Here is a 26839-nt window from a genome sequence, read left to right as displayed (position 1 = left end):
CCGGCCAGCGGCCGGCGCTACCGGGCCGCTGCGCTGGGCAGCACCAGCTCGAACACGGTGCCGGTTTCATCGGAGACGACGCTCACCGTTCCGCCATGCGCCTGTGCAATCGCGCGGGTAATCGCCAGTCCCAGCCCGGCGCCTTCATGGCGGCCACGCTCGCCGCGATAGAAGCGGTCGAACAGGCGCGGCAGTGCCTCGGCGGCAATCGGCGTGCCGCTGTTGTGCACGCTGATCCGGCACACGCCATCAATCCCCGAAAGCCGCACGACCACTTCGCTTCCTGGCACCGCATGCTTCAACGCATTGGACAACAGGTTGGCAATGGCCCGGTGCAGCATCAGCCGGTTGCCCTGGACCTGCGCGGTGCCTTCGCGACGCAGGGCCAACTGCCGGTCATCGGCCAGCAGTTCGTAGAACTCCAGCAGCGAATCCACCACGGCATCCAGCGCCACCGGCTCGCGCGAGGGCAGGGCGCCCGGTGCCTCGGCCTGCGCCAGGTACAGCAGGTCACCCACGGTCTGCGCCAGCTGCTGCAGTTCCTCGGCACACGACGCCAGTGTCTCGCGGTAGGCCTCGTTGCTGCGCGGGTAGGCCAGCACCACCTGTACCTGGGTCAGCATGTTGGTGATCGGCGTGCGCAGTTCGTGGGCGAGATCACCGGAGAACTCGGTCAGTCGCGCGAAATCCTGCTGCAACCGCGCGAGCATGCCGTTGAGGGTCTGCGCCAGCTGTTCCAGTTCGGCCGGTGCACTGCGTGCACTCAGTCGGCGCTGCAGCCGGCCGGCGGTGATCTGTCGCGCCTCATCGGCCAGCGTACGCAGCGGCCGCAGCGTGCGGCGCACCACGTAGCCACCGAGCAGGCTGCTGGCCACGGCGGCGCCGATGATGGCGATGGCCAGCAGATGGCGGAAGCGCTGCAGGAAATCGGCATGGCGGTCGTCGTCAATGGCCAGCAGGGTGACCAGCTGGCTGCCGTCGGCCAGGATCTGCCGCAGGTGCAGGGCGTGCATGCAGCGACCATCGGCGAGGATCCAGTCGTGTCGCCGTGGCGCGGTGTCGATGGGCTGGCTGCGTGCATGCCCGCGCAGCAGTGCCGGCGCGGTGGAGAACAACACGGTGCCGTGGCCATCGACGATGTGGAAGGCGATATCAGGATGGTGGCCGAGTGCTTCTGCCAACCGCTGCCCACGTGCGGATGCAGGTCCATTGCCGGCCAGGTCGCGGATGAGCGCGACCTTGTTCTCCAGCTCGACGAAGTCCTGTGCCACCAGATCGTGCCGGGCGCTGACATAGATCGCCACGCCCAATGCAGCCAGCACCAGTGTGGCCACGGTGGCGAACAGCAGCGTCAGCCGTACCGCAATGGAACGACGCAGGCTCATCCGTTGCCCATCGCGCCGTCGTCCGGCGCCTCCAGCACGTAGCCCATGCCACGTACGGTGACGATCAGCTTGGCGTCGAAGCCGTCGTCGATCTTCGCGCGCAGGCGGCGGATCGCCACGTCGATCACGTTGGTATCGCTGTCGAAGTTCATGTCCCACACCTGCGAGGCGATCAGAGAGCGCGGCAGTACTTCACCGCGACGGCGCGCGAGCAGCTCCAGCAGGGTGTATTCCTTCTGGCTGAGGGCGATGCGCTGGCCATCGCGCTCGACCCGGCGGCGCAGGGTATCCACCACCAGGTCGGCGATGACGATGCGTTCGGCCTGCGGCACGGCCTGGCCGCGACGCAGCAGGGTGCGCACGCGCGCCAGCAGCTCGGCAAAGGCGAACGGCTTGGCCAGGTAATCGTCGGCACCCAGCTCCAGGCCCTGCACGCGGTCGGCGATGCTGCTGCGCGCGGTCAGGAACAGCACCGGCACCTGCCAGCCCGCCCCACGAAGCCGCGACAGCACGTTCCAGCCATCCAGGCCGGGCAGCATCACGTCCAGGATGACCAGCTGGTACTCGCCACTGCCGGCCAGGTGCAGTCCATCGATGCCGTTGCAGGCGAGGTCGACCACGTAGCCGGCCTCGATCAGGCCCTGGCGCAGGTAGTTGCCGGTCTTGGGTTCGTCTTCGACGATCAGCAGTTTCATGGTGCGCCCATCATCGCAGCTTGGGCACGGGCCGGTGGCGCCGGTTCACGCCAGCGGATCCAGCGTACCGAGGATCGCAACGCAGGCCAGCACCAGTACCGCCAGCACCGACTCGCAGGCCAGGCTGTGGCGCAGGGAACGCAGCGGCCGCGGTTGCCAGCCGCCACGGATGGAGACCGCCAGTGCCGGCACCAGCCGCCAGCGATGCAGTGCCGCCAGCCCCAGCATGGCGCCCACCAGGGCCAGCTTGAGCAGCAGCCAGCGCCCGTGCGCAGTGCCGGTGAGGGTCTGCACCGAGCCGCCGAGATCGATGTAGGTGTAGGTGCCGGTCATTGCCAGCGCGGCGACGATGAGGGTGCCGGGCAGGGCAAAGCCGTGGGCGGCCTGCCACAGTTCGCGGGTGCGTTCGCGCAGGTGCAGTCCCTGCGGACGAAGTGCCAGCTGCAGGATGGCGGCAATCGCTCCGATCCAGGCGCCGGCGGCCAGCAGGTGGACGATGCCGGCAACCAGCCGCACGGTGCCGCTTGGCCCGTCACCCGCGGCGCCGTGCCCATTCCAGGACAGGCTGGCCAATGCCGTAGCGGAAAGCGCGAGCAGGGCCAGGCGGCGCAGGCCCTGCAGGGGAGGGGCGAAGGACAGCAGCGGCAGCATCGCCAGCAGGGCAAGGATGCGCAGCAGGCCCGCTTCACCCACCGGCGTGCCGGTGAGGAACCACTGTGCCGTCGCAGCGTCGATGTCGACCGGCACGATGCCGAGCACGCCGGACAACCGGGTCACGGCATCGGTGGCCACCAGCAACAGCGCGATCAGCGTGAGCGCCAGCGGCACGGCGCGCGGCACCCCGGGGCGGACGAACAGCAGCCGCCCGAACAGCAGCATCAGCACCAGATACAGCGCCAGCCGCAGCGCGTATGGCGAAAGCTCGGCCACAGCGATGGCCTTACTTCACAGTGAAGCGGTAGGTGCCGGTGATCGGATGACTGTCCTGGCCGACCGCGCGCCACTGCAGCGCATAGGTGCCTGCCGGCAGCGGCCTGGCAAAGCGCGCGCGCAGGGTGTGGCCATCTTCGGAGATGTCCTGCGCGGTGGTGGGCATGGCCATCTTCATGCGGCCATGGTCCATGCTCAGTTCGATGCGGGTGGCACGCGGCATCACCTTCTCGCTGAACTGCAGTTCGATCTGGCTGGCCGGGGCAACGATGGCATCGGCGGCCGGCGTCGAACGCACCAGGCTGGGATGGGCCAGGGCCAGCGGCGCGGCCGAGAGACCCGACAGCAGCAGGGCGAGCGAGGCAGGGCGGAGCAGGAAGCGGGTCATGTGCGGGAACGCCTGTCGGGAGGTTGCCCTCAGGGTGGTGCAGCGCGCCTTTCGCTGCCCTGACGCGAACATTACCGGTCTGTAATATTGGCTGCGCGACCCGCGGCCAGCGCTACCGGGCCCGTGACTGCGCGATCCAGGCTGACGGCGAACAACCGACCACACGCCGGAATGCCGCGCTGAACTTGCTGGGATTGGCGTACCCACTGGCCAGCGCAACCTCGGTGACGCTGCATCCCTGGGCCAGTGCCCCGCGTGCCCATTGCATGCGGCGCCGGGTCAGGAACGCATAGGGCGACAGGCCAGTGGCGGCGCGCAGCGCACGACCGAACGTGGATGGTTCCATCTGCAGCGCAGCGGCCAACTGTGCGACTTCAAGAGGCTGGCCGTGCCGTGCATCGATGTAGGCCTCCAGCTGCTGAAGCCGCCGCGTGGACAGTGCCGCGACCCTGCCGCGTTCCGTGCAGGGAAGCCCGGCAAGCTGGTCCAGGCGATGCAGCAGCACCCGCGCACCATGCTCGAGGAATCCGGGCAGGCAAGCATCGGCCTGCGCGCTGCACCATAACGCCTGCAGCACCGAAGTGATCACCGGGTCGTGGTGCAGCCGCGCCGCCAGCGGCTGCAGGTGCTGCAACTGCTGCGGATCCTGCGGATGCAGGCGGGTATCGATGGCGATGCCGAGCAGATCGACCGCAGGGCTGGCATAGGTGCCCGTGTCTCCCGGCAGCACCAGATTGAACTGACCGGGCCGCCACGGCGCCTGCAAGAAGCCGTTGAGGGTGCGCTGCTGCAGCCGTCCGCCGCCGCCCATGGCCAGGCCCAGGCGAAGCTGGTGCGGATGGCCCATCTGGCCTTCGCTGGCATCGAAGCGATGGCGCAGCAGCACCACCGCACCGTCGTTGCTGGCGTAGGCAGCAGGGGCCTGCGACCCGGTTTCCTGCAGCAGCTGGTCGGCAAGAGCGGGCATCACGGATCCGGGAATGGAGCGGCGCTGCCGGAAATGGAGTGGCGGCAGTGAGTGAATGTTACAGGATAACACTCTTGTCCCGCGCTGCCGCCGCCTGCGCGTCCGCCACTCCATCCGTCGAGGTTCCCGCTTTGAAGTCGTCCACGCCTGCTGCCGCGCTCATCGCAGCATCCCTGCTTGTTCCCGCTTTGCCCGCCCTTGCCCAGCAGGCCGACCCGGCCACGCTCGACGGTGTCCGTGTCACCGGCTCCAAGCGCGACACCCCTTACCTGAAGAGCGATCTGTCGGTGACGGTGCTCGATCGGCAGGCCCTCAAAGAGGCCGGAGTCACCGAGTTCCGTGATCTCGACAAGCTCGCTCCGAACGTGAAGTTCAACGCGATGGGCCAGCTCAGCAACATGTTCGTCTCGATCCGAGGCATCGAGTCCAACCCCTTCCTGGTCAACCGCGCCTCGGTCTATATCGATGGCATCCCGTTCCGTGAACTGAGCAACGCGGTGCTCAACCAGGTCGAGTCGGTGGAGGTGCTGCGCGGCCCGCAGGGCACGCTGTACGGTGCCAACAGTGAATCGGGCCTGGTGCTGGTGCGCACGCGTGGCCCCGCCGATGCGCGCGAAGGCGAGGTCAACCTGCGCAGCACCTGGTTCGGCAACGGCAATGGCACCGCGCTGGATGGCTTCGTTGCCGGCCCGTTGAGCGGTGACGGCCGGCTGTCCGGCTCGGTGGCCTTCATGGGGTCGGACGAGGATGCGTACCTGAAGAACCTCACGCCGTCCGGGGCACGGGGCAAGGTGGGTGAACGCTACCTGCAGGGCAAGCTGCGCTGGCGGCCGAGTGACTATGTTTCGGTGAATGCGCTGGGCTACCACCTGCGCACACGCGCGCCCGGCATGTTCGAGTATGAATACCTGCCGCTGGATACCGGCCTCTACAACCGCACCTACGGCACCTCGCTCAACGGTGGCCGCCGTGCCGGTGACTTCACTTACATCAACGATGCGCCCAAGCGCACCGAAAAGGACGAAACGGTGGCAGGCCTCAGTGCGCAATGGCAACTGCAGGCCGGCACGCTGGACGTCGCCGCTTCCTGGCGGGACGAGGAGGTAACCTCGGCCGGCTACGACTTCGACATGACCCACAGCCCGGCATTGGCCGGCCGCATCTACGACAGGAAGAAGGAATGGACGGCCGAGGCGCGCTTCAGCTCGCCCAGCGACCAGGCGTTGACCTGGATGGCCGGTGTGTCCACCTACCGCAACAGCAAGGATTCGATCCTCGGCACCTTCGTCGGCCCGGCGCTGCATGGGCTGGACAGCTACAACCTGGCACCGCGGCAGACCGCCAGGGGCGAGGACTACAGCGTGTTCGCCACCGCCAGCTACACCTTGCCCGCGCTGCCGAAGCTGACCGCCAGCGCCGGCCTGCGGCATGAGCAGGCGCGGCGTTCCACCGAGCAGCGTGCCGGCGCGCTGGACCTGGGTGCCGGTGGGCGCGTGCTGTACCGCGATGCCGCGCTGGCGCATACGTTCTCGGCCACGCTGCCGCGGGTGTCGCTGCGCTACGACGCCACCGACGACCTGTCGTTCTATGCCGCGTCGGCCAAGGGCTACATTCCGGGCGGCTTCAATCTGGCTGCGGCGCAGAGCGATGTGGTCAACGACAAGGTGCTGCGCTATGAGGCCGAGCGCATGTGGAGCCATGAACTGGGCTTCAAGATGAACCTGGCCGGTGGTCGTGGCCACATCGGCGGTGCGCTGTTCCACATTACCTCGGACAACTGGCAGGAGATCCAGGTGGCCACCGATGCCAACGGCCGCCCGATCTCTTCGGACTATGTGGGCTCGGATGCCTCGATCCGTTCGCGCGGTGCCGAGCTGGAGGGCGTGCTTGAAGTGCTGCCGGGCTTCACGCTGATGGCGAATGTGGGCTATGTCGATGCGAAGTACACCAGGCTGTGGGTCAGCGTTGACCAGAACCTGGATGGCAAGCGGGTCAAGCTGACGCCGCACTACACCGGCTATCTTGCCGCGCGCTACCAGTTCGAGTCCGGTCTCTATGCACGAGTGGAATCGCAGTTCACCGGTTCCAGCGCATTGGATGAGCGCAACCGCGCGTTCCAACCGGCCGTTGCCGTACTCGGTGCGCAGCTGGGCTATGAGACCGGGCCGTGGACTGCGCGGGTGTTCGTCCAGAACCTCACCAACAAGCGCCGCATCAACGGCTTGATCTTCGACAACCTGGCGTTCGGGCGTGACGGCAATTACTACGGCCCGGTAGACAGCCCACGCATCTTCGGGGCGGAAGTGGGTTACCGCTTCTGATGATAGGTAGTGCCGGCCGCWGGCCGGCATTTTMCGGACGCCGGCCAGCGGCCGGCGCTACCGGTGCAGGTGCAGTGCACGCCGGTTGCCGATGTGCGCGCACGCCAGCAGCACGCCACCACCGGCCGTCGCCACGCCATGCCAGAGCAATGATTCCTTCAGCGGCAGGTACAGCGAGGCCGACAACAGAAGGGAAGCACCGATGCAGGCCAGGCGCAATGGCCACCCACGGCCATGCCGGTGCAGTCCTGCGCTCGTACTGGCCATTGCCAGCGTCGAAGCGAGCAGCGCGAACAGCCACTCCCATCGCGACATCATCAGCAGCAGCGTCATTGCGCCATGGGCGGGGTGCTGGAACGAGCGCAGCGCCATCATTGCCGCTGGCATGAACGCCAGCAGCAGGGGCAGGGCGATGCAGTGCGCGGCGCAGGCCAGCGACAGCCAGGCACCGGCGAGATCGATGTGGGGGTGCCAGCGTGCCGAAATTGGCGGCTGGGCCGGGGCCCTTGCAGGCGTCGTGGGGATGTGGTCCATAATGTTACATAGTAACAATTGGAGTCTCCCCCATGAAGCTTCCTGCTGCTCCTTTCCTGCTGCTGGCCGCCAGCGTCGCGCAGGCCCACGACATCCGTCAGCACGCGCCGCACGTGCACGGCCAGGCAACCGTTGATGTCGCGCTCGACCAGCAAACGCTGGAATTCGCCCTCCAGGCCCCCGGCATCGGCATCCTCGATTACGAGCGACCGCCGGCCAATACAGCCGAGCAGGTCGCGCTGGATCACGCTACGACGCTGTTGAAGGGCGGCAGCTGGGTCACCCTGCCCACCGCTGCAGGCTGCAGTCTGACCAGCAGCAAAGCCGATGCCGAGGGCTTCGACGCGACTGTCGCCGCGCCGCCGGCAGGACAGCATCGGCACGCGGGGTTCACTGCCACCCTGCAGTACCGCTGCGCGAATCCGGCCGCGTTGCGCGCCATCGTCATGCGGCTGCCCGTGCTGTTCCCGGGCCTGCACGAAGTCATCGTCAACAGTGCGACAGCCAACGGCCAGAATCGCAGCGTGCTGACCCCGGACAACCTTCGCGTGGTACTGGCCCCGTGAGCACGGCACCGGTGATCGCCCTGGAAGACGTGCAGTTCGGCTACGGCATGCGCCTGGTGCTGGACATCCCGCGGTTGTGGATCGAGCAGGGCAGCAGCGTGCTGCTGCGCGGAATCAGTGGCGGCGGCAAAAGTACCTTGCTGGGTCTGCTGGCCGGTGTGCTGCTACCCGGCAAGGGTCGTGTCGAGGTGGCAGGCCGGGCACTGCAGGACATGGGGGGTGCGGCGCGGGATCGTTTCCGTGCCGACCAGCTGGGCGTGATCTTCCAGCAGTTCAATCTGTTGCCGTTCCTCACTGTGCGCGACAACATCGCGTTGGGCCTGCGCTTCTCGCGACTGCGCAGCGCGCGCATCAGTGGGCCGCTGGATGCAGAGATCGCACGCCTTTTGTCGGCCCTGCAGCTGGACCCGGCGTTGATGCAGCGGCGCGCGGGCACGCTCAGTGTCGGCCAGCAGCAACGCGTGGCGGCGGCACGCGCCCWGATCGGTCGGCCGGCGTTGCTGCTGGCCGACGAACCAACTTCGGCACTCGACCGCGATGCGGCCACCGCCTTCCTGCAGCTGATGTCCGCGCAATGCCAGGCGGCCGGCACCACGGTGCTGGTGGTCAGTCATGACGACGGCCTGCAACCCTTGTTCGACCGCACGATTGCGCTGTCCGAGATCAACCTGGCAGGTGCCGGCCATGCTTGAGCTTGCCTGGGCCAGCCTGCGCAGCCGTGCGTTGAGCGTGGGCCTGACCGTGCTGGTCATCACCCTCAGCATGGTGTTGCTGCTGGGCGTCGAACGTGTGCGCACGCAGGCGCACGAGGGTTTCGCCAGCACTGTGTCGGGCACCGACCTGATCGTCGGTGCACGTTCGGGGCCGGTGAACCTGCTGCTGTACTCAGTGTTCCATATCGGCGACCCGACCAACAACGTCTCCTGGCAGTCCTACCAGGAGCTGTCCGCGCTGCCGCAGGTGAAGTGGGCAGTGCCGTTGTCGCTGGGCGATTCCTGGCGTGGCTACCGGGTGGTCGGCACCAGCGGTGGCTATTTCGACCACTATCGCTATGGGTCCGGCCACGCGCTCGCGTTCGCGCAGGGTCGTGCGTTCGATGATCTCTACGACACGGTGATCGGCGCGGAGGTGGCACGCGCGCAGAAGGTCGGTCTCGGCGACGAGATCGTACTGGCCCACGGCACTGGCGCGGTCACCCTGGCTACGCATGCCGATAAACCGTTCCGCGTTGCCGGCATCCTGCAGCGCACCGGTACGCCGGTCGATTCGTCGGTGCTGGTGTCACTACCGGCCATCGAGGCGATCCATGTCGACTGGCGTTCCGGTGTGCAGCTGCGCAGCCAGAGCGTCAGTGCCGAGCAGGCGCGCCACCTGGACCTGACCCCGACCAGCATCACCGCCTTCATGCTGGGCCTGAACTCACGCATCGCCACGTTCTCGGTGCAGCGCAGGATCAACGAATACCCGGATGAGGCGATGCTGGCGATCCTGCCCGGCGTAACCCTGCAGCAGCTGTGGCAGTCGCTGGGCACGGCCGAGCGGGCCCTGCAGCTGATCAGCGCGATGGTGGTGCTGCTGGGCATGGTCTCGCTGGTGGCGTTGCTGGTCTCGACCCTGCAGGAGCGGCGGCGCGAGATGGCGGTGCTGCGTGCCATCGGTGCACGCCCGGGCTACCTCGCCTGCCTGCTGGTGGTCGAAGCGGTGGCGACCAGTGCGGTGGCCTGCGTGCTGGCACTCGTGGTGCTGGTGCTGGCGAGCCTGGCCGGGCGCGGGTATGTGCTGGCCAACTTCGGCCTGTCGATCACCCACATCTGGCCGGATGGCCGCGAACTGGCGTGGGTCGCGGGTGTGCTGGCGATCAGCGCGGTGGCCGGCCTGGTACCGGCGTTTCTGGCCTACCGGCGCACGCTGGCCGATGGCCTGTCGCCGGGAGGCTGAGCATGCGCTGGTTACCGATGTTGCCGATGGTGCTGCTCCTGACCGCCTGCGAACGACCGGTGGATACCGGTGTGCAGGCGCTGCCGACGTCACCGGTGGTCGATCACGATGCCTCGGCAGCTGCCGAAGAACAGGAGCTGGACTGGCTGCAGATGATGCCCAGGGACGAGCTGGCCGCGCTGGAGCGGGGCGAGGGCCCGGAAGTCGAGCACAACGGCAACCGGCGCATGCCGCAGTTCGGCACGTTCCGTACCGTGGACACCGTACTGCAGCGGCCGGTGCGCCTGCCCGGCTACGTGGTGCCGCTGGCCAACGCACAGGACGGGCGCCTGACCGAATTCCTGTTCGTGCCGTATTACGGCGCCTGCATCCACGTGCCGCCACCGCCACCGAACCAGATCGTGCACGTGGTGCTGCCACGCCCGATCGAGATGCCGGACATGTACTCGCCGTTCTTCCTGGCCGGCACCCTGCGTGCCGAGCGGTTGGAAGACGATCTGGCCGGTTCGGCCTACACCATGCGTGACGCACAGCTGAGGCCCTATGAACCGTAGCCACCTGCTGCTCATGCTGGGATGCCTGTGGTTGGCAGGCTGCACGGCGCCTGGCGGCGACGCCGTGGCGGTTACACCGCAGGACAAGCCGGCACCCTCGGCCATGGCCGAAGCGGACGCCGTGGCGGTTACACCGCAGGACAAGCCGGCACCCTCGGCCATGGCCGAAGCGCCTGTCGACCGCTGGGATGCGCTGCGGCCCGACGAAGTCACCTACCAGCGCCCACCCCCGCAGATCGGCCTGTCACGCAATGGCATGGACGACGTGGGCGGCCTGATCGACGACACTGGCTCCGGTACGCCACCGGGGCAGGAGATCGACCATTCCAGCCCGGACCGCGCCAGGCAGTTCGGCTCTTCGCGCGTGGTCGATGCCGTAGACGGCCGCGCAGTGGACCTGGACGGTTACGTGGTACCGCTCGGCACCAACGATGCCGGCCTGGTCGATGAACTGCTGTTCGTGCCGTTCTACGGGGCGTGCATCCACGTACCGCCACCACCGCCGAACCAGATCATCCATGTGACCCTGGCGACACCGATCGCGCTGGGCGATCTGTGGGATCCGTACCGGTTGGCCGGGCGCCTGCAGGTGAAGCGCTTCGATGCGGATATCGCCAGCGCGTCCTACGATGCCGCGGCGGCCACGCTCACGGCGATCCACAACTGATGCGCAGGCACTGGATCATCGCTGCCGGGGTGCTGCTGGGCGCTGTGGTGCTGCTGGTGTGGTGGCAGCGGCAGCGCGCATCCACTGAGCCGCCGACGGTCGCGTTTCCGGCGCCCACGTCCGATGCCAACCAGCGCATCGAGCAGCGCCTGGGCGATGAGCCCGCGTTCCGCAACGACGTGCTGTTCCTGCTCGCGGCAACATTGCGCGACCGCTGCCAGCCGGCGCAGGCGGGATTGCTGGCGCGCATGGCCAATCGAGCATCACTGCCGGTGCTGGCGGCGGTCAGTGCGGTAACCCAGCAGGATCCAACGCTGGACCGGCCGATCTACCAGTACATCCAGCATCGCGCCGATTCCACGCGTTGTGGCCAGCCGCTGCAGATGCCGTTGGCCGGTGGGCGCAGCATGGAGGTGGACATCGAGCAGTACGCGCGCACCTTCCCCGACAGCTATTTCGACCCGCAGCGCAGCAGCGAGCCACGCGATTTCGCTGGGCTGTCGTTGCAGCAGCGCTCCGGCAACGCCTGCAACAGCGTGGTGTACTCGGTGTTGCCGCTGGGCGGTACCGACTGGCGTTGCAGCAGCCTGCGGGCGAATGCGCGTTCGCGGGTGCGAGGGGTATGCGAAGACGAGCTGCGGCGCCAGCACGGCGGGACTGGCGGTGAACTGGACATGGCCGTGGGGCAGGGCATGCAGGGGGCAGTGGTATCGGCGATCGCCGCATTGCCGCAGGACTGCCGGTAGCGCCGGGCCTGGCCCGGCGCTACCGTTTTCCGGAACATGAACATCAGCCGGGACACAATCTGAACGTCCGGCGCTTTCCATATAACTGTACAGGATGTCCGGTATAGTTATGACGTTACTCCACCCCCATCAGGTTCTCCCATGGCTTTGTCCCAGCCCTTGGCCGGTGCTCCGGCCCTGTCGCGTGCCCGTCGCTGGGCGCTGTTGTTCACCGTCGCCGCCGGTCTGTTGCTGGTCACGCTCGACAACTCCGTGCTCTACACCGCACTGCCCACCCTGACCGAGGAACTCTCGGCCAGTGCCGGCCAGGCACTGTGGATCATCAACGCCTATCCGCTGGTGATGGCCGGCCTGCTGCTGGGCGCAGGCACGCTCGGTGACCGCATCGGCCACCGGCGCATGTTCCTGATCGGCCTGGTGGTGTTCGGTGTCGCCTCGCTGGCAGCGGCGTTCGCTGGTACAGCGGCGCAGCTGATTGCCGCGCGCGCGTTCCTGGCGATCGGTGCGGCAGCGATGATGCCGGCCACGCTGGCGCTGATCGGCCTGAGCTTCCACGAGGAGCGCGAGCGCAACATCGCCATCGCGATCTGGGGCTCGGTGGCCATCGTCGGTGCGGCGCTCGGCCCGATCATCGGCGGCTGGCTGCTGCAGCACTTCTGGTGGGGCTCGGTGTTCCTGATCAACGTGCCGGTGGTGGTGGTCGCATTCGTGGCCACGCTGCTGCTGGCACCGGAAGGCCAGCGCGATACCTCGCGGCCGTGGGATCTGGTGTCTTCGTTGCTGGCATTGGCGGCGCTGTCCGGCCTGGTGCTGGCGATCAAGTCGCTGATCGCCACGCCGCCGTCGTATGCGCTGGGTGCCGGTGCGCTGCTGCTGGCCATCATCAGCGGCGCGGCGTTCGCACGTCGCCAGCAGCAGTTGCCGTACCCGCTGCTGGACTTCGCGATCTTCCGCAACCCGGCGTTCCTGGCCGGCACGCTGTCGGCGGTGTTCACCCTGTTCGCGATGGCCGGCCTGCAGCTGGTCACCACCCAGCGCTTCCAGCTGGTGGCGGGCTTTACGCCGCTGCAGGCAGGCCTGCTGGTATCGGTGGCGGCGCTGGGCAGCCTTCCCAGTGCGCTGCTGGGCGGCAGCATCCTGCATCGGGTCGGCCTGCGTCCGCTGATCTGTGGCGGCCTGGCTGCGGGCGCGCTGGGTGTCGGCGTGGTGGCGTTCGGTTTCCCGCACGGGCTCGGCTGGGTAGTGGCGGGCATGGCGATCACCGGTTTCGGCATGGGTTCGGCCATCTCGGTCGCGTCCACCGCCATCCTCAACAATGTGCCGGCACATCGGGCAGGCATGGCCTCGTCGGTGGAAGAAGTGTCCTACGAGTTCGGTGGCCTGCTGGCGGTGGCGATGCTGGGCAGCCTGAGCGCAGCGATGTACAGCGCATTCCTGCCGGTCTCGGCCGATATGCCCGCGCTGGCCCGCGAGGGTTTCACCCAGGCGCTGCATGCCGCGCGCGCGAGCGGGCAGGGCGAGTGGTTCGTGCTGGCTGCGGCCGCGTATGACCGCGGCTACCAGATCGTGCTGCTGGTGATCACGGCAGTGCTGGCGGCGGGCGCGGCGATCATCGCGCGCCTGCTGCGCGGCCGCGTCGGCAGCCGCGAGGGCGCGGCCGATCGCGTAAAATGACGCGATGAGAACCAGCAAGCGCGATCGCATCCTCGACGCCGCCGTCAACGTGATCAATCGCGACGGCGTGCGCGCGGTGACCTTCGAGTCGGTGGCGGCCGAGGCCCAGCTGACCCGCGGCGGCCTGCTGTACCACTTCCCGTCGCGCGAGGCGCTGCTGCGCGGCATCGACGAGCACCTGGTGCAGGCCTGGGAAACGTCGATGGAAACGCTGCTGGGCAAGCGCGCGGATGAAGCGACGGCACTGGAGCGCTACCAGACCTTCGTACGTGTGTCGGCCCAGAGCGCCACCCGTGCCGAACTGATGTTCATGCTGGAATCGGCCGATCCGGACGCCGATGAGCGTCCGTGGGGTCCGGCGGTACGTCGCTGGGCGCCATCCGCGCCGGAGGCCGGGAATGTCGATCCGACGACGCTCGACAATTTCGTGGCGCGCCTGGCGGCCGATGGCCTGTGGATCTACGAGGCGATGTACGAAGGGCAATTGGACGAAGGCGTGCGCGCCCGGGTGGCCGAGCGCATCGCCGGGTTGCTGGCGAAGGGCTGATCCCGATGGCGCTGCACTTGTAGAGTCGACTGTCAGTCGACTGCTCTTTGGGTAGACCACGAGAAACCCGCGCTTCGCGCGATAGTCGACTCTACCCGTCATCCATCTACCCAGCCTGCGCGGCGCTCGCGGCCAACCACGCCCGTGGCGAGGCCCCCAATCGCTTGCGGAACGCCTTCGACAGCGATGCGGTATCGGCAAACCCGACCTCGATCGCCACCTGCTTGACCGCCACGCCGGCCCTCAACTGCGCGCAGGCCAGGCTCAGCCGCCAGTCCAGCAGATAGCTGGCCGGCGTTGCCTGCATCACGTCCTTGAACACCGCCGCGAAGGCGCTGCGCGACATCCCGGCGGTCGCAGCCATGCGTGGCAGCGTCCATTCGTCCTGCGGCGCCTGGTGCAGCGCCACCAGTGTGCGCGCAAGCCGCGCATCGGAGAGGCCACGCATCAGTCCGTGGCTGACGCCGGCCGCATCCGGGTGGTCCACCACCCAGCGCAGGATCTGGATCAGCGCCACCTCGAACAGGCGGTTGGTCAGCAGCCGTGAGCCGCAGCGCCGGCGATCAGCCTCTGCGAACAGCAGGTGCAGGGTGTCGTCCAGTTCGCTGATCGCGGCCAGCGGCACCACCATCACCGGTGGCAGCGACTGCACGATCGGATTGCGCGCACCGCCGTCGAAATCCAGCGTGGCGCAGGTGAAGTCCGGCCCATCCAGCGGCGCATTGAAGAACACGTGGTGCAGTGGCCGTGGGTACAGCAGCAGGCTGGGTGTGTCGATCTTCAACCGTGGCAGCGCGGTATCGCCATCGGGATGGCGGACCTCCATTTCACCCTGGCGCAGGATGTGCAGGAACGCGCGCCCGGGTTGCGGCTCGAACACCTGCCGTCCACACAGCGGGCCGCTGTGGAACAGCGCGGCCTGCACCCGGAAGCGTTCCAGAAGGGAGGACAGGCGGTCGGGTGCGGAGGTGTCGGTGGGCATGCTTATGGACGAATGGACAAGATATGTGACTTATTTGGCCTGATGCGTCCAATGAGTCTACCTAGGATGAGCGGGCCGTCCAATCCCGGGCGCTTTCCCAAGGAGATCCACCATGTCCCGTGTCCCCCTGATCGATGCCGCCAACACCACCGCCGACCGCCAGGCCCTGCTGGGCCAGGTCCACGCCGCGTTCGGCGCCACCCCGGCCATGTTCCGCGCCGTGGCCAACTCGCCGGCCGCCCTGCAGAGCATGTGGGGTTCGTTCGGCGCGCTGGGCGGCGGTCGACTGTCGCCGCTGCTGGGCGAGCAGATCGCCGTGGCCATCGCCAACCGCAATGCCTGCGAGTACTGCCTGGCAGCGCACACCGCGCTCGGTCGCAAGGCCGGTGCCAGCAGCGAGCAGATGGCGGCCGCGCAGATCGGCCAGTCCAGCGATCCGGCCACCTCTGCGGCATTGGACTTTGCACTGAAGGTGGTCGAGCAGCGTGCGCAGATTGGCGATGGCGATGTGCAGGCGTTGCGTGCGGCCGGCTTCGATGATGAGCAGATCGTCGAGATCCTCGCCCACGTGGCGCTCAACCTGTTCACCAACTACGTCAACGTCGCATTCGACGTGCCGGTGGACTTCCCGAAGGTGGCGCTGCGCTGAGATGCGGTTCGGCCCGGGCGGCAGTGGTCGCCCGGGCCGGTCTGAATGGAGCCGACCGGGTAGAGTCGACTGGGTAGAGTCGACTGTTAGTCGACTATCGCGCGCAGCGCGGGGTTTTCGGGGATCTGAGCGAAGAGCAGTCGACTAACAGTCGACTCTACCCAGTCGCCTCTACCCAGTCGACGCTACTTGTCGTCCGCCTGCAGCCGCTCGGGATGGGTATACACGTTGAACCCGCTCTCCCGTGCGAACCCGACCAGGCACAGGCCTGCACTTCGGGCCAGGTCGATCGCTAGTGCGGTCGGTGCCGAGACTGCGGCCAGCACGCTGACGCCGGCCCGCGCGGCCTTGCTGACCATTTCGTAGCTGGCGCGGCTGGAAATCACCAGCAAGCCGCCGTCGATGGCGTGCTCGTTGTGATGCAGGGCGCCGATCAGCTTGTCCAATGCATTGTGACGGCCCACATCCTCGCGCACCCAGCCGATCCTCCCGCTGGCATCGGCCCAGGCCGCGGCGTGCGTCGATCCACTCACCGCATTCATCGGCTGATGCTGCGCCAGCGTGGCCAGCGCCCGTTGCAGGGCTGCCGGTGAATAGGGCCGTCGCTCACGCACCTCGGGCAGCGGGCGCAGCACATCCTCCAGCTGGCGCGTACCACACAGGCCGCAGCCACCGCGACCGGGCAGCAGGCGGCCATTGGCCGGATCCAGATCGGCACCGGGTGCGTCTTCGGAAACGGTCATCTGCAGCTCGATGCCCTCCAGCTGCGGGCGGACCTCGATCGACAGCAGTTGCGAGGGCGCAGTGATCAGCCCTTCGCTGAGCGAGAAACCCAGCGCGAAGTCTTCCAGATCGCAGGGGGTGGCCATCATTACCGCGAAGGCGGCGCCGTTGTAGCGCAGTGCAACCGGTACTTCCTCGGCCACCACGTCGACCTGCTGCTGGTGCCCCTCGCTGCGCCAGCGCTGCAACGGGCGCTGGGCCGTACCGGCAGGCGGGGTGTGCGGCGGGGTCGAGTCAGGCATGCAGCGCGTCCGGGCAAGGGAAATACGCAGGTGGTGGACCACCCACGGCTTCGAGAATAGCGCAGTGGCCGGGCGCTGACGCGGGTGTAACCGTTGTCATGGCAGGCTGCGCTGAAAACAGCATCTGGCTCTGGCGAAGCGGCCTTGTCCGTGCTTGACTGCGTGGCTGGCCGCGCTGCAGAAGCCGCATCCGGCCCATCCCGCGCCGTTGATTGTTGTGTTCCTCCCGCCAGGTTCCCGAACATGTCCGAGCAGAAGCCGCCGCGTTACAAGCCCTACAACCAGCCGGCCGGTGGCTGGGGTGCCGCCGGTGCCACCGCCAAAGTGCTGCTGCAGCAGAGTGTGATCGGCAAGGGGTCAAAGGCGCTGCTGGCGATGAACCAGCCCGGCGGCTTCAAATGCCCCAGCTGTGCGTTTCCCGATGCGGACGAGCGCAAGAAGCTGGAATTCTGCGAGAACGGCGCCAAGGCGCTGGCCTGGGAGGCCACCCAGTTCCGCGCCGGGCGTGAGCTGTTTGCCCAGCACACCGTCACCGAACTGATGGCGCAGACCGACTACTGGCTGGAAATGCAGGGCCGGCTGACCGAACCGATGCGCTACGACGCAGCCACCGACCATTACGTTCCGTGCAGCTGGGATGAGGCATTCGCGCTGATCGGCCGCCACCTGCAGGCGCTGGACAGCCCGCACCAGGCCGAGTTCTACACGTCCGGCCGCACGCCCAACGAAGCCGCCTTCCTGTATTCGATCTTCGTGCGCGAGTTCGGCACCAATAATTTCCCGGACTGCTCGAACATGTGCCACGAGCCGACCAGCCGCGGCCTGCCGCCGGCCATCGGGGTGGGCAAGGGCACCATCGTGCTGCAGGACTTCGAGCACGCCGAGGCGATCTTCGTGATCGGCCAGAACACCGGCACCAATTCGCCGAGGATGATGAGCAACCTGGTGGAGGCGCGCAAACGCGGCATCCCGATCGTGGCGGTCAACCCGATGCCCGAGCGCGCGCTGATCCGTTTCGCCGAGCCGCAGGATGTGGTGCAGATGGCCACGTTCGGTTCGACCGAGATCACCAGCGAGTTCGTGCACATCCGCATCGGCGGCGACCTGGCCCTGATCAAGGGCATGATGAAGGTGATGTTCGAGCGCGAGGCGCAGGGCGAGCGTGTGCTCGACCACGACTTCCTGGCCGAACACACCGTGGGCCTGGAGGCGCTGCGCGAGGACGTGATGGCGCAGGACTGGGACGAGATCGTGCAGATTTCCGGCATTTCGCAGGCGCAGATCCGCCGATGCGCCGAGATCTACATCCGCTCCAACGCCACGGTGATCTGCTATGGCATGGGCCTGACCCAGCATCAGTATGGTTCGACCCTGCTGCAGCAGGTGGCCAACCTGCTGTTGCTGCGTGGCAACTTCGGCAAGCCCGGCGCCGGCATCGGGCCGATCCGCGGCCATTCCAATGTGCAGGGCGACCGTACCGTCGGCATCGACGAGAAGCCCAAACCGGCCTATCTGGACCGCGTGCAGCAGGTGTTCGGCTTCGATCCGCCGCGCGGGCATGGCCATCATGTGGTCGAGTCGATCGAGGCGATGCTGGATGGCAGCGCCAAGGTGTTCATCGGCCTGGGCGGCAACTTCATTCATGCCGTGCCCGATACCCCGCGTGCGTATGAGGCCATGCGTGGCCTGGCGCTGACCGTGGGCATCGCCACCAAGCTCAACCGTGGGCACCTGGTGCACGGCCGCGATGCGCTGATCCTGCCAGTGGTGGCGCGCTCGGAACGCATCGTCACCCCGGCTGGCGAGCAGTTTGTGACCATCGAAGATGCGATGTCGAATGTGACCGCGTCGCGCGGCGTGCTGGAGCCTGCCAGCGCCGACGTGTTGCCCGAGGTCGAGATCGTCTGTCGAATGGCAATGGCAACCCTGCCTCTCAGCAAGGTTGACTGGGCGCGCTGCATGCACGACTACGGCCCCATCCGTGAGCTGATCGCTGCCGTATACCCCGAGATCTACACCGGCTTCAACGAGCGCATCCAGCAGCCGCATGGCTTCCACCTGGACATTCCGCCGCGCCGCCGCGTGTGGCCCACGCCCAATGGCAAGGCCAACATCCTGGTGATGCCCGGCCTGGACGTGGACGATCCCGTACATGATCCAGACATGCTGCGCCTGGCCACGGTGCGCTCGCACGATCAGTACAACACCACCATCTACAGCTACAACGACCGCTATCGCGGCGTGTACAACGATCGCATGGTGCTGTTCATGAACATCGAGGACCGGTTGGCGCGAGGCCTGGAGAAAGAGGCGCTGGTCAGCCTGGAGACGATCAGCGGCGATGGCGTGCAGCGGCGCATCGAGGGCCTGACCGTATTGGACTACCCGATGCCACGCGGCGCGCTGGCCGGCTACTACCCCGAACTGAACCCATTGCTGCCGCTGGACTACTACGACCGGATCAGCGGCACGCCCGCAGCCAAGTCGATCCCGGTGCGGATGAGTGCAATGGCGGCGGCGATTGCGTGACGCGCGCTTCGGCTATCATCGGCACGTGAACCTGCCTGGCCTGCTGCTGCGATGGATGCTGCTCGTTGCCCTGGTGCTGAATGCGCCGGCGCTGGCGCTTGCCGCACCTTCGTACAGCGGGCCGGCCAACCAGGATCAGTGCACTGCACCGCACCCGGCCGCGATGGCTGCAGCGGGCTGCTGCGATGATGCAGCCCCGGCAGCCTGCCAGAGCGGTGAGTGCGAATGTCCGCCGGCCTGCCTGGGCATGCTGGCGACATTGAATGGAACACCGGCGTCGCCCTGGCGTGAGGCGCCTTTCGCAGCCAGCGCGCAGCAACGCGCACCGCCGCCGTTGCCGGATCCGCTACGGCCGCCCATCGTGTGATTCCCTGCAGGCCTCAGGCGCCTGCCGTAGCTGCTCGACTTTTTCTCGACTGTGCCCGCGCCTTCGATACGCGGGCGGCGGGCTCCGTTGCCCGCATCTGCAAAGGAATCACTCAATGAACCGTTCTCTCTCTCTTGGCCTGCTGCTGGGCACCGTACTGGCCACGGCTGCCTGCGCGCGTGCCGCCGAGGAATCGCCTGCCACGCCGGTTGTCAGCGAAGCACCGGCGGTGCCGGCCCAGGCCAGCCCGGCCAGGATCGATCCGGCCTTGCCGGTGGCCATCGTGCACAAGACCGCCAGCTGCGGCTGCTGCGGCATCTGGGTCGACCACCTGAAGGCCGCCGGTTTCCAGGTGGACGTGCGCGACACCGACGACATGAACCCGATCAAGGTCCGCCTGGGTGTACCGGTCGGCAAGGCGTCCTGCCATACCGCCGAGATCGGCGGCTATGTGGTCGAGGGGCACATCCCGGCCGAGGACATCAAGCGCCTGCTGGCGGAGCGTCCCACGGCGCGTGGCCTGGTGCTGCCCGGCATGCCGGCCGGTTCGCCGGGCATGGAAATGCCCGACGGCTACGTGCAGCCGTACACCGTCGAGCTGGTGCGCGCCGACGGCAGCACCGCGCCGTATGCCCAGCACGGGCAGGGTGGCTGACAGCGAGTGGTGGTGCCGGTCGGCCTGACCGGCACCCCTCTACGCGGCCTGTGTAGCGCCGAGCCCACGCCCGGCTGCTTTCTGCCGGCAGGCCGAGCATGGGCTCGGCTCTACAGGATCAGCGGGCGCCGGCGGCCTCCTTGGCCAGCTGCGCGTCGAACTTCTTCTCGGCCGCATCCGCGTAGGCGTTGCAGGTCAGTGCCTTGGCGCTGGCCTTGCTGCCGGCGGCATAGTTCCAGTTGCTGGCACCCGGGTGCGGGGTCAGCAGCAGGTCGCAGGGCAGGCCGCGCACGGTAGTGAAGCTGCGCGTGTAGTCCTCGATCAGGCGCGGATAGCGGGGGTTGTCCTTCAGCCGGTAGCCCGGCGCACTCAGGCTGTCGGCGTAGGCGATGCGTACCGGCTTGCCATCACGGGTATCGGTCCAGGTCCAGGCGGTGCTTCCTGGCGTGTGCCCCGGCATGAAGTGTGCGGTGAAGTTGATGCCACCGACGGAAACCACTTCGCCATCCATGATGATGCGGTCGGCGCTGGCCGGTGGATAGGTGATGCCGTCACCGAAGTGCAGGTCGTCGCTGCCGCCACGCGCCAGCAGCACTGCCGATTCCGCGTTGGTGACCACGCGGGCACCGGTGCGACGCTTCAGTTCGGCCACCGGCCCGGCGTGGTCGGCATGCGCATGACTGAGCAGGATCAGCCGCAGGTTCTGCGGGGCCACCCCGCGCGCCTTCATGTTGGCCAACAGGTGGTCGGCCATCTGCGGCATGCCACCGTCCAGCAGCACCGCACCATCGGCGGTCTGCACCAGCAGCGCGGTCAGGTCTTCGGTGCCGATCTGCCAGGTGTGGTCGGCAATCTGCAGCGGAGCCATCGGCTGCAGCCAGGAGGCATCCACGGTGTAGGCGCGCAACTGCGGCAGCGGTGTCTCGGCGGCACTGGCATGCGCGACCGGAAGAGCAGTGGCCAGGGCGAAGGCGAGCAGGAAAAAACGCATGGTTCACGTCCGTTTGAAGGAGACCCAGAAACTAGCATGGGCCTCCTCCATCACGTCCCGCGTAGATTTCATGGCTCCCATAAGGGCGCCGATGGCTCAGTACCGGTACTGCCACCCCAGCGTCAGCACCCGGCCGCGGCCGGAGAAGTAACTTGGGTTCGACGGCGTGGTCTGCGAGTAGTAGCTGATGTACTGCTTGTCCGCCAGGTTCTGCACACCCAGCGTGAACGCGTGTTTGTCCAGCGTGTAGCGCGCGACCAGGTCCACCGTGGTGTAACCCTTGAACTCGGCCACGCGTGCGCCACGCAGGTCGAAATCGCGATCGAAGGCATGGCTGGCCTGCAATCGGGTGCTGAACTGCGGCGTCCAGCCCTGTTCCCAGAACGCGGTCAGTCGGTTCGGTGCGATGTTGACGCCGGCCAGGTCGCTGTCGAGGCGACCGTCGATGTCGGCGTCGTAGCGGCCGTTGGCACGGGCATAACCCAGGCCCAGCCGGCTGTCGCCAAGCCGCAGCCGCAGGTTGCTTTCAAAGCCCTCCACGCGGGTCGCCTGGCGCTGCACCGCATAGGCGTCGATGCCCGGATCGTAGATCAGTACCGAGCCGAGCTTGGATTCGGAGGTGTAGTAGGCAATGTCACCGCTGAAGCGGCCATCGTCGTATTCCAGGCCGATCTCGCGGTTGTCCGACACCACTGGTGACAGGTCCACCAGGGTGTCCACACGCTGCCCGTCGCGGTTGATCGCGCGCAGCACGCGGCCCACGTCGGCCACGGTGTAGCCTTCCGAGTACGAGGCATAGGCGTTCAGGCGGTCGTTGATGTACCAGACCGCGCCGAAGTTGGGCAGGGTCTCGCTCATGGTCGGTTTGCCACCGGCCACCTTGCGTGCGCCGTAACGGGGCAGGGTGGTGTAGTCACCCACTTCCAGCTCGCCCTTTTCGTAGCGCAGGCCGCCGGACAGCATCAGGTGATCGGTCGGCCACCAGTGCAGCTGCAGCAGCGGTGACAGGCTCTGGTAGGTGGTCTGCGGCACCCAGTTCATGCCACTGGCCAGCAGCACCTGGTGGGTGCGGTCGCGCAGGCCATCCAGGCCCAGGGTCACGTCCAGGGTGGTATCGGCGATGCGGGTCCAGCTCTGGGTGAGCTTGAAGCCGCGCTTGTCCGACTCGTTCTGGGTCTGGTCCCAGGCGGCATTGGCACCGGTGTTGCCCCACGGGTCCCACTGGCTGGCACCATAGCGGCCTTCGAAATCCACCGCGAAGGCCTGCGCCTGGAAACGGCCACCGAGCAGGTCTGCGGCGCTGTAGTCAAGCGTCAGCGAACGCGAGCGGTTCATCGGTGGATCCAGTGGCGTGTCACCGCGCACCGAAATGGTCGGGCGGCCAGTGCGGAAATCGCCGTTCACCGCGAAGTAGTTGTCCAGCCCTCGCAGCTCGTAGCGGTTGGCCATCACCTGCAGGCGCTGTCCTTCGGCAATGTTCCAGCCCAGCTTGGCGAACACGTTCGATGAGGTCGAGTCCATCAGCTCGCCCTGCGCGTTGGTGCCGATCGACCGGCCCTCGCCGTCGTGGTACAGGCCCTGCTTCTCATAGGCCAGGCCGGCAACCAGGTCGAACTGTTCGCCGCGCACACCCACCAGGGCCGAGCCGCGCTGGCCATTGTCATCGTGGCGGCTGGGCAGGGCCGAGCTGTAACTGACATTGGTGTCGAGCAGGAACGCACCCGGCTCGCTGGGCGCGCTGCGGGTGATGATGTTGACGATGCCACCGGTTCCGCCGATGCCCTGCAGCGCGTTGGCGCCGTGGATGACCTCGATGCGCTCGATCATCGCCGGGTCGATGGTGTGCGAATCCCGTGAGCCATCCCGCAGAGGGGTGGACTGTGGCACGCCGTCGACCATGTACAGGATGCCGCGGCCACGCATTGTTTCGCCGTAGTTGGACATCTTCTCGCGCGCCGGGGCAAACGCCGGAATCTGTGACGACAGCACCCGCGACACATCCGAACCCAATGCCAGCTGCTGGGCGATGTCTTCGCGGGTCAGCACGGTGATGGTGTTGGGCATCGCAGTCTCGCCCTGCGGCATGCGAGCGGTCGAGGCCGAGACCGTAACGCGGGCCAGCGAAGTGGTCGTGGCCGCGGGCGCTGCCGATGACGCGGCCCGGGCCGGAGCGCGGGGCTTGGGCGGTGCTGGCGCGGCACTCACCACGAACACCCCCGGCGAGCGCTCCTGCATCGCCAGGCCTTGCCCGGCCAGCAGGCGCTGCAGGGCGTCGTGCGGGGTGTAGCGGCCGTCGAGGGCGGGCGCGTTGCGGCCGGTCACGCTGTCGGCGGCGAACAGCAGCTGGATGCCACTCTGGCGCGCCAGCGAGTTGAGCGAAGCCTGCAGCGGGCCGGCTGGCAGGTGCAGTTCGACAGGTGCGGACGCAGCGGTCTGCGCGGTGGCGGGCAGGGCCGCGCACAGGCAGGCGGCGAGCAGGGTGGGGGCCAGCCGGCGCAGCGCGGCGGGTGGAACAGGGCGGGTCATGCGGGGGTCCTTCGGAAGGGTTCAAGCACTTGCCGGATGGGACGGCGCGCAACCCACCCTCGGCGTGGCAATCAATCGCGGGCACGCAGATGCAGGCTGCCGTCGGCGGCGGTATGCACCTGGACCGGCAGGATCTCCGGCAACAGCGCGACCGCCGTCTCGGCACGATCGGCATCAAACACGCCCGACACCTGCAGCGGACCCAGTGCAGGGTCGTCCAGCACGATCGGACGGTCGTGATAGCGCTGCAGGATGCGCAGCACCTCGCTCAGTGGCATGCGGTCGAACTGCAGCCGGCCGGTGGTCCAGTCGGCCCGGTCCGGATCCACGGCTTCCGGCGGAGACAGCGAGCCTGGCTGGGCCAGCAGGCGCTGCCCCGGCTTCAGCCGCTGCTCGGTGCCGCCGCCATCCACGCTGACACCAACCTCGCCGCGCCACAGCGTGACCTCACTGAGATCGCCCTGCCGGTCAACATCGAACACCGTGCCGTAGTTGCGCACCTGTACCGGCCCGGCATCGACCTGGAAGCGGCGCCACGCCGAATGCTGCACCTCGAAGCGGGCATGGCCCTGCGCCAGCAGCACCTGCCGCGAACGCAGATGGCGACGGACCTGCAGGTGGGTTCCCGCGTCGAGCAGCACGCGGCTGCCGTCCGGCAGCTCGATGTCGCGGCGCTCGCCGACGGCGGTCTGGTAGTCACGCACCTGCCAGGCCGGGTCGGTCAACAGCAGCGCTGCGGCCGCAAGCAACAGCACCGGCAGTACCCGTTTTGCGCCAGATCCACTGCGGCGCCGCTGTAGTTGTTCCGGGCCTGGCAACGGGAAGCGTTTCTTCAGTGCCTCCCGGTGCTGGTCGAGCGTGTCCTCGGTGGACGGTTCGGCGGGCGGCGACGGCGGTGCCGGATCGGGTGATGCAGGACTCACCGCAGCGCACCGTGCAGTCGGCAGTCGGCCATGGCCAGGCGCAGATGACGTTCCACCGCCTTCAGGCCGATGCCCATCCGCTGCGCCACCTCGGCCTGGGGCAGCTCGTGGATCTTGTGCAGGATGAACACCTGCTGCCGCCGGCAGGGCATGCGCTCGATGCTGGTAGTCAGCCGCTGCAGCGCCTGCTGGCCCTGCGCCTGGCGCTCGGGTCCGGGGCGCTCGCAGGCGCCTTCGGGAAGCTCGGCGCGGGGCTCCACCCAGTGCCGGCGCAGATCCTCGGCGCGGCAGCGGTCGACCGCCGCATCGTGGGCGATCCTTCGCAGCAGCGCGATCGGTTGGCGGGCGTCATGCACGGCCGGGCGTTCCAGCAGGCGCACACAGACATCGTGCACCACTTCGCGGGCCAGCCCGGGCGAGCGGAACCGGCGATGCAGGTAGTCCACCAGTTCCTCGTAGTGGCGCACCAGCGAGGTCACCAGCGGCAGCGCAGGTGGGCGGGGAAGTGTCGGCTGGGACATCCGGACGGGCAGCAAGGGTGAAAGGCGGGTGCTGGGAGGTCATCCCTCCGTAATGACGCAATACTAATGGGAACTGTTCTCGTTTGCCATGCCGAGATCATCAGGGCGATTGTTCGCCGCGCCTGGAAAGTGAAACCACGATCATCGGCTGGAGCGCAGAATCGGCCGCGGCTAGCCTGCCAGCAGGCTCAAGGAGATGGACCATGCACGTGCTTCTGGTGATGGTGGGTGGGGTTCTGCTGTTGGGGGTATTCCTGCTGTTCGGGCGGCTGTGGAGCGTAGGCCAGTCACAGCTGCCCACGGCCCTGATCGCCTTCATCGCCACCTGGCTGCTGGTGGCGGTAACCAACATGTGGGTGGGTGTGAGCAAGGCCGGCTACGCCGTCCGCGAGGAACTGCCGATCCTGCTGCTGGTGTTCGCTGTGCCGGCCTTGCTGGCCGGTGTGCTGTACTGGCGCCTGGCGCGCTGAAGGACGGCCATGAGCACACGACTGCGCCTGCCCGCCCTGCGCCAGCGCGATGGCCACCACGCCCGCGTGACCTACGAAGAGCTTTTCTTCGACCTGGTCTACGTGTTCGCGGTCACCCAGCTCAGCCATCACCTGCTGCACCACCTGGACCTGGTCGGCGTGCTGCAGACCCTGGTGCTGTGGTTCGCGGTTTGGCTGGGCTGGCAGTACGCCTGCTGGGTCAGCAACTGGTTCGATCCGGAGGCACCACGCATCCGCGGCCTGCTGTTCGTCACCATGCTGCTGGCGCTGCTGATGTCTTCGTCCATCCCCGAGGCCTTTGCTGATCGCGCCTGGGTGTTTGCCGGGGCTTACGCCACCATGCAGGTCGGGCGCACCGTGTTCGTGCTGCTGGAGGTCGGTCGCAGCCATCCGCTGGCGCCCAATTTCCGCCGCATGCTGGCGTGGGTGTGCGTGTCGGCGTGCTTCTGGCTGGCCGGGGCTGCAACCGAGGGCAATGCGCGGCTGGCGCTGTGGGCGGTGGCGGTCGCCTGCGAGTATGTCTCGCCGATGTTCGGTTTTGCGTTCCCGGGGCTGGGCCGTTCACACACCCGTGAGTGGACCATCGAAGGCGGGCACCTGGCCGAGCGATGCCAGTTGTTCGTCATCGTCGCGCTGGGAGAGACCTTGTTGGCGACGGGGGGCGTACTCAGCGAGATCGAGCACTGGAGCAGCGATGTGGTATCGGCGGTATTGGCCACCTTCGCCGGGACGATTGCCATGTGGTGGCTGTATTTCGGTATCTCCAGCCGTGACGCCACCGAGGCGATCACCCATGCGGCCGACCCCGGGCGCATGGGCGCCAACTTCCACTACGTGCATGCACTGCTGATCGCGGGCATCATCGCCACAGCGGTGGGCAATGACCTGGTGATGGATCATCCGGGCGCGGCGGTCACGCCGGTATATGCGACGGTGCTGGTGGCTGGGCCGCTGATCTACCTGCTGGGAAGCGCCTTGTACAAGCGGGTGGTTTACGGGCGTGCACCCTGGTCGCATCTGTTCGGTGCCGTGGCGCTGGCCGCGCTGGGCGTCGCGCTGACGCAGGCCCACCTGCTGGCTGCCGGCTGGCTGACCAGTGCGGTGCTGCTGGCCGTGGGGTTGATGGACACGCGGTTGAAGCGCCGCGTGCAAAGCGCCTGATATTGTCCGGTATCCAGCCCGTGCCGGGTAGAGTCGACTGTTAGTCGACTGCTCTTCCACAAGGTTGCGGAAAGTCCCGCGCTGCGCGCAATAGTCGACTGACAGTC

Annotated in this window: 27 protein-coding genes; 15 read left to right on the top strand and 12 right to left on the bottom strand. The window is 67.5% G+C overall.

Annotated elements, in window-relative coordinates:
* Window positions 1–17: 17 nt before the first annotated feature.
* The 5 genes from D7T59_RS01140 to D7T59_RS01120 all read right to left on the bottom strand — a co-directional run bounded on the left by D7T59_RS01140 (window position 18) and on the right by D7T59_RS01120 (window position 4365).
* Window positions 18–1385, bottom strand: a complete 1368-nt coding sequence (locus D7T59_RS01140) for a heavy metal sensor histidine kinase (RefSeq protein ID WP_180851206.1) — start codon at window positions 1383–1385, stop codon at window positions 18–20.
* Window positions 1382–2080, bottom strand: a complete 699-nt coding sequence (locus D7T59_RS01135) for a heavy metal response regulator transcription factor (protein ID WP_164137643.1) — start codon at window positions 2078–2080, stop codon at window positions 1382–1384. The genes D7T59_RS01140 and D7T59_RS01135 overlap by 4 nt, the downstream gene beginning before the upstream one ends.
* Window positions 2081–2125: 45 nt before the next feature.
* The gene (gene copD / locus D7T59_RS01130; RefSeq protein ID WP_180851205.1) at window positions 2126–3010 is read right to left on the bottom strand and encodes a copper homeostasis membrane protein CopD; all 885 of its coding nucleotides are present in this window, start codon (window positions 3008–3010) and stop codon (window positions 2126–2128) included.
* 10 nt (window positions 3011–3020) lie between these two features.
* Complete coding sequence (gene copC, locus D7T59_RS01125; RefSeq protein ID WP_164137641.1) at window positions 3021–3398, bottom strand: copper homeostasis periplasmic binding protein CopC; 378 nt, start codon at window positions 3396–3398, stop codon at window positions 3021–3023.
* 112 nt (window positions 3399–3510) lie between these two features.
* Window positions 3511–4365: a helix-turn-helix domain-containing protein gene (locus D7T59_RS01120; RefSeq protein WP_180851204.1), complete on the bottom strand. Its 855-nt coding sequence runs from the start codon at window positions 4363–4365 to the stop codon at window positions 3511–3513.
* Window positions 4366–4553: 188 nt separating this feature from the next.
* Here D7T59_RS01120 and D7T59_RS01115 point away from each other — a divergent pair, with 188 nt between their 5' ends.
* On the top strand, window positions 4554–6686 hold the full coding sequence (locus tag D7T59_RS01115; RefSeq protein WP_180851203.1) for a TonB-dependent receptor: 2133 nt from the start codon (window positions 4554–4556) through the stop codon (window positions 6684–6686).
* A 57-nt stretch (window positions 6687–6743) separates the two neighbouring features.
* Here D7T59_RS01115 and D7T59_RS01110 read toward each other — a convergent pair whose 3' ends face one another.
* Window positions 6744–7220, bottom strand: a complete 477-nt coding sequence (locus D7T59_RS01110) for a MerC domain-containing protein (RefSeq protein WP_180851201.1) — start codon at window positions 7218–7220, stop codon at window positions 6744–6746.
* Between the two features lie 32 nt (window positions 7221–7252).
* Between D7T59_RS01110 and D7T59_RS01105 the strand changes: the two genes are divergently transcribed.
* The 8 genes from D7T59_RS01105 to D7T59_RS01070 all read left to right on the top strand — a co-directional run bounded on the left by D7T59_RS01105 (window position 7253) and on the right by D7T59_RS01070 (window position 13912).
* Window positions 7253–7786 (top strand): ZrgA family zinc uptake protein, encoded by a 534-nt coding sequence (locus D7T59_RS01105; protein ID WP_180851200.1) that lies wholly within the window; start codon window positions 7253–7255, stop codon window positions 7784–7786.
* Window positions 7783–8478 (top strand): ATP-binding cassette domain-containing protein, encoded by a 696-nt coding sequence (locus D7T59_RS01100; protein ID WP_180851199.1) that lies wholly within the window; start codon window positions 7783–7785, stop codon window positions 8476–8478. Before D7T59_RS01105 ends, D7T59_RS01100 begins: the two co-directional genes overlap by 4 nt.
* Window positions 8471–9724, top strand: coding sequence for an ABC transporter permease (locus D7T59_RS01095; RefSeq protein WP_180851198.1), 1254 nt, complete (start codon window positions 8471–8473; stop codon window positions 9722–9724). Before D7T59_RS01100 ends, D7T59_RS01095 begins: the two co-directional genes overlap by 8 nt.
* A gap of 2 nt (window positions 9725–9726) precedes the next feature.
* A complete protein-coding gene (locus tag D7T59_RS01090; RefSeq protein ID WP_180851197.1) occupies window positions 9727–10278 on the top strand; it encodes a DUF3299 domain-containing protein in 552 nt (183 codons plus the stop codon).
* On the top strand, window positions 10268–10945 hold the full coding sequence (locus D7T59_RS01085) for a DUF3299 domain-containing protein (protein WP_180851196.1): 678 nt from the start codon (window positions 10268–10270) through the stop codon (window positions 10943–10945). Before D7T59_RS01090 ends, D7T59_RS01085 begins: the two co-directional genes overlap by 11 nt.
* Complete coding sequence (locus D7T59_RS01080) at window positions 10945–11691, top strand: hypothetical protein (protein WP_180851195.1); 747 nt, start codon at window positions 10945–10947, stop codon at window positions 11689–11691. The genes D7T59_RS01085 and D7T59_RS01080 overlap by 1 nt, the downstream gene beginning before the upstream one ends.
* Window positions 11692–11832: 141 nt before the next feature.
* Window positions 11833–13365 carry an MFS transporter gene (locus tag D7T59_RS01075; protein ID WP_180851194.1) on the top strand — a complete coding sequence of 511 codons (1533 nt, stop codon included), beginning with the start codon at window positions 11833–11835 and terminating at the stop codon, window positions 13363–13365.
* A 4-nt stretch (window positions 13366–13369) separates the two neighbouring features.
* Window positions 13370–13912: a TetR/AcrR family transcriptional regulator gene (locus tag D7T59_RS01070; RefSeq protein ID WP_164137630.1), complete on the top strand. Its 543-nt coding sequence runs from the start codon at window positions 13370–13372 to the stop codon at window positions 13910–13912.
* Between the two features lie 106 nt (window positions 13913–14018).
* On the opposite strand, the gene D7T59_RS01065 is transcribed toward D7T59_RS01070, so the two are convergent.
* Window positions 14019–14900, bottom strand: a complete 882-nt coding sequence (locus D7T59_RS01065) for a cupin domain-containing protein (RefSeq protein WP_180851202.1) — start codon at window positions 14898–14900, stop codon at window positions 14019–14021.
* 106 nt (window positions 14901–15006) lie between these two features.
* Between D7T59_RS01065 and D7T59_RS01060 the strand changes: the two genes are divergently transcribed.
* A complete protein-coding gene (locus D7T59_RS01060) occupies window positions 15007–15543 on the top strand; it encodes a carboxymuconolactone decarboxylase family protein (protein ID WP_180851193.1) in 537 nt (178 codons plus the stop codon).
* A gap of 185 nt (window positions 15544–15728) precedes the next feature.
* Here D7T59_RS01060 and fdhD read toward each other — a convergent pair whose 3' ends face one another.
* A complete protein-coding gene (gene fdhD, locus D7T59_RS01055) occupies window positions 15729–16568 on the bottom strand; it encodes a formate dehydrogenase accessory sulfurtransferase FdhD (RefSeq protein WP_180851192.1) in 840 nt (279 codons plus the stop codon).
* Between the two features lie 243 nt (window positions 16569–16811).
* Between fdhD and D7T59_RS01050 the strand changes: the two genes are divergently transcribed.
* From D7T59_RS01050 to D7T59_RS01040, 3 genes are all read left to right on the top strand, one after another.
* On the top strand, window positions 16812–19097 hold the full coding sequence (locus tag D7T59_RS01050; protein ID WP_180863225.1) for an FdhF/YdeP family oxidoreductase: 2286 nt from the start codon (window positions 16812–16814) through the stop codon (window positions 19095–19097).
* A gap of 25 nt (window positions 19098–19122) precedes the next feature.
* Window positions 19123–19464, top strand: a complete 342-nt coding sequence (locus D7T59_RS01045) for a hypothetical protein (RefSeq protein WP_164137590.1) — start codon at window positions 19123–19125, stop codon at window positions 19462–19464.
* Between the two features lie 115 nt (window positions 19465–19579).
* Entirely contained in the window at window positions 19580–20119 is a 540-nt protein-coding gene (locus D7T59_RS01040) for a DUF411 domain-containing protein (protein ID WP_180853505.1), read from the top strand.
* Between the two features lie 118 nt (window positions 20120–20237).
* Here D7T59_RS01040 and blaL1 read toward each other — a convergent pair whose 3' ends face one another.
* The 4 genes from blaL1 to D7T59_RS01020 all read right to left on the bottom strand — a co-directional run bounded on the left by blaL1 (window position 20238) and on the right by D7T59_RS01020 (window position 25080).
* A complete protein-coding gene (blaL1, locus tag D7T59_RS01035; RefSeq protein WP_180853504.1) occupies window positions 20238–21110 on the bottom strand; it encodes a L1 family subclass B3 metallo-beta-lactamase in 873 nt (290 codons plus the stop codon).
* 96 nt (window positions 21111–21206) lie between these two features.
* The gene (locus D7T59_RS01030) at window positions 21207–23636 is read right to left on the bottom strand and encodes a TonB-dependent receptor (RefSeq protein ID WP_180853503.1); all 2430 of its coding nucleotides are present in this window, start codon (window positions 23634–23636) and stop codon (window positions 21207–21209) included.
* 71 nt (window positions 23637–23707) lie between these two features.
* Entirely contained in the window at window positions 23708–24559 is an 852-nt protein-coding gene (locus D7T59_RS01025) for a FecR family protein (RefSeq protein ID WP_164137594.1), read from the bottom strand.
* Complete coding sequence (locus D7T59_RS01020) at window positions 24556–25080, bottom strand: RNA polymerase sigma factor (RefSeq protein ID WP_065723390.1); 525 nt, start codon at window positions 25078–25080, stop codon at window positions 24556–24558. The genes D7T59_RS01025 and D7T59_RS01020 overlap by 4 nt, the downstream gene beginning before the upstream one ends.
* A 203-nt stretch (window positions 25081–25283) precedes the next feature.
* On the opposite strand from D7T59_RS01020, the gene D7T59_RS01015 reads away from it, so the two are divergent.
* Entirely contained in the window at window positions 25284–25550 is a 267-nt protein-coding gene (locus D7T59_RS01015; protein WP_180853502.1) for a hypothetical protein, read from the top strand.
* A 9-nt stretch (window positions 25551–25559) separates the two neighbouring features.
* Window positions 25560–26732 (top strand): low temperature requirement protein A, encoded by a 1173-nt coding sequence (locus D7T59_RS01010; protein WP_164137596.1) that lies wholly within the window; start codon window positions 25560–25562, stop codon window positions 26730–26732.
* Window positions 26733–26839: the final 107 nt, after the last annotated feature.

This window comes from Stenotrophomonas maltophilia (assembly GCF_013464915.1).
GTDB lineage: Bacteria > Pseudomonadota > Gammaproteobacteria > Xanthomonadales > Xanthomonadaceae > Stenotrophomonas > Stenotrophomonas maltophilia_AT.
Note: the sequence above shows the minus strand (reverse complement) of the source record. Positions and strands in the feature narration are given on the sequence as shown.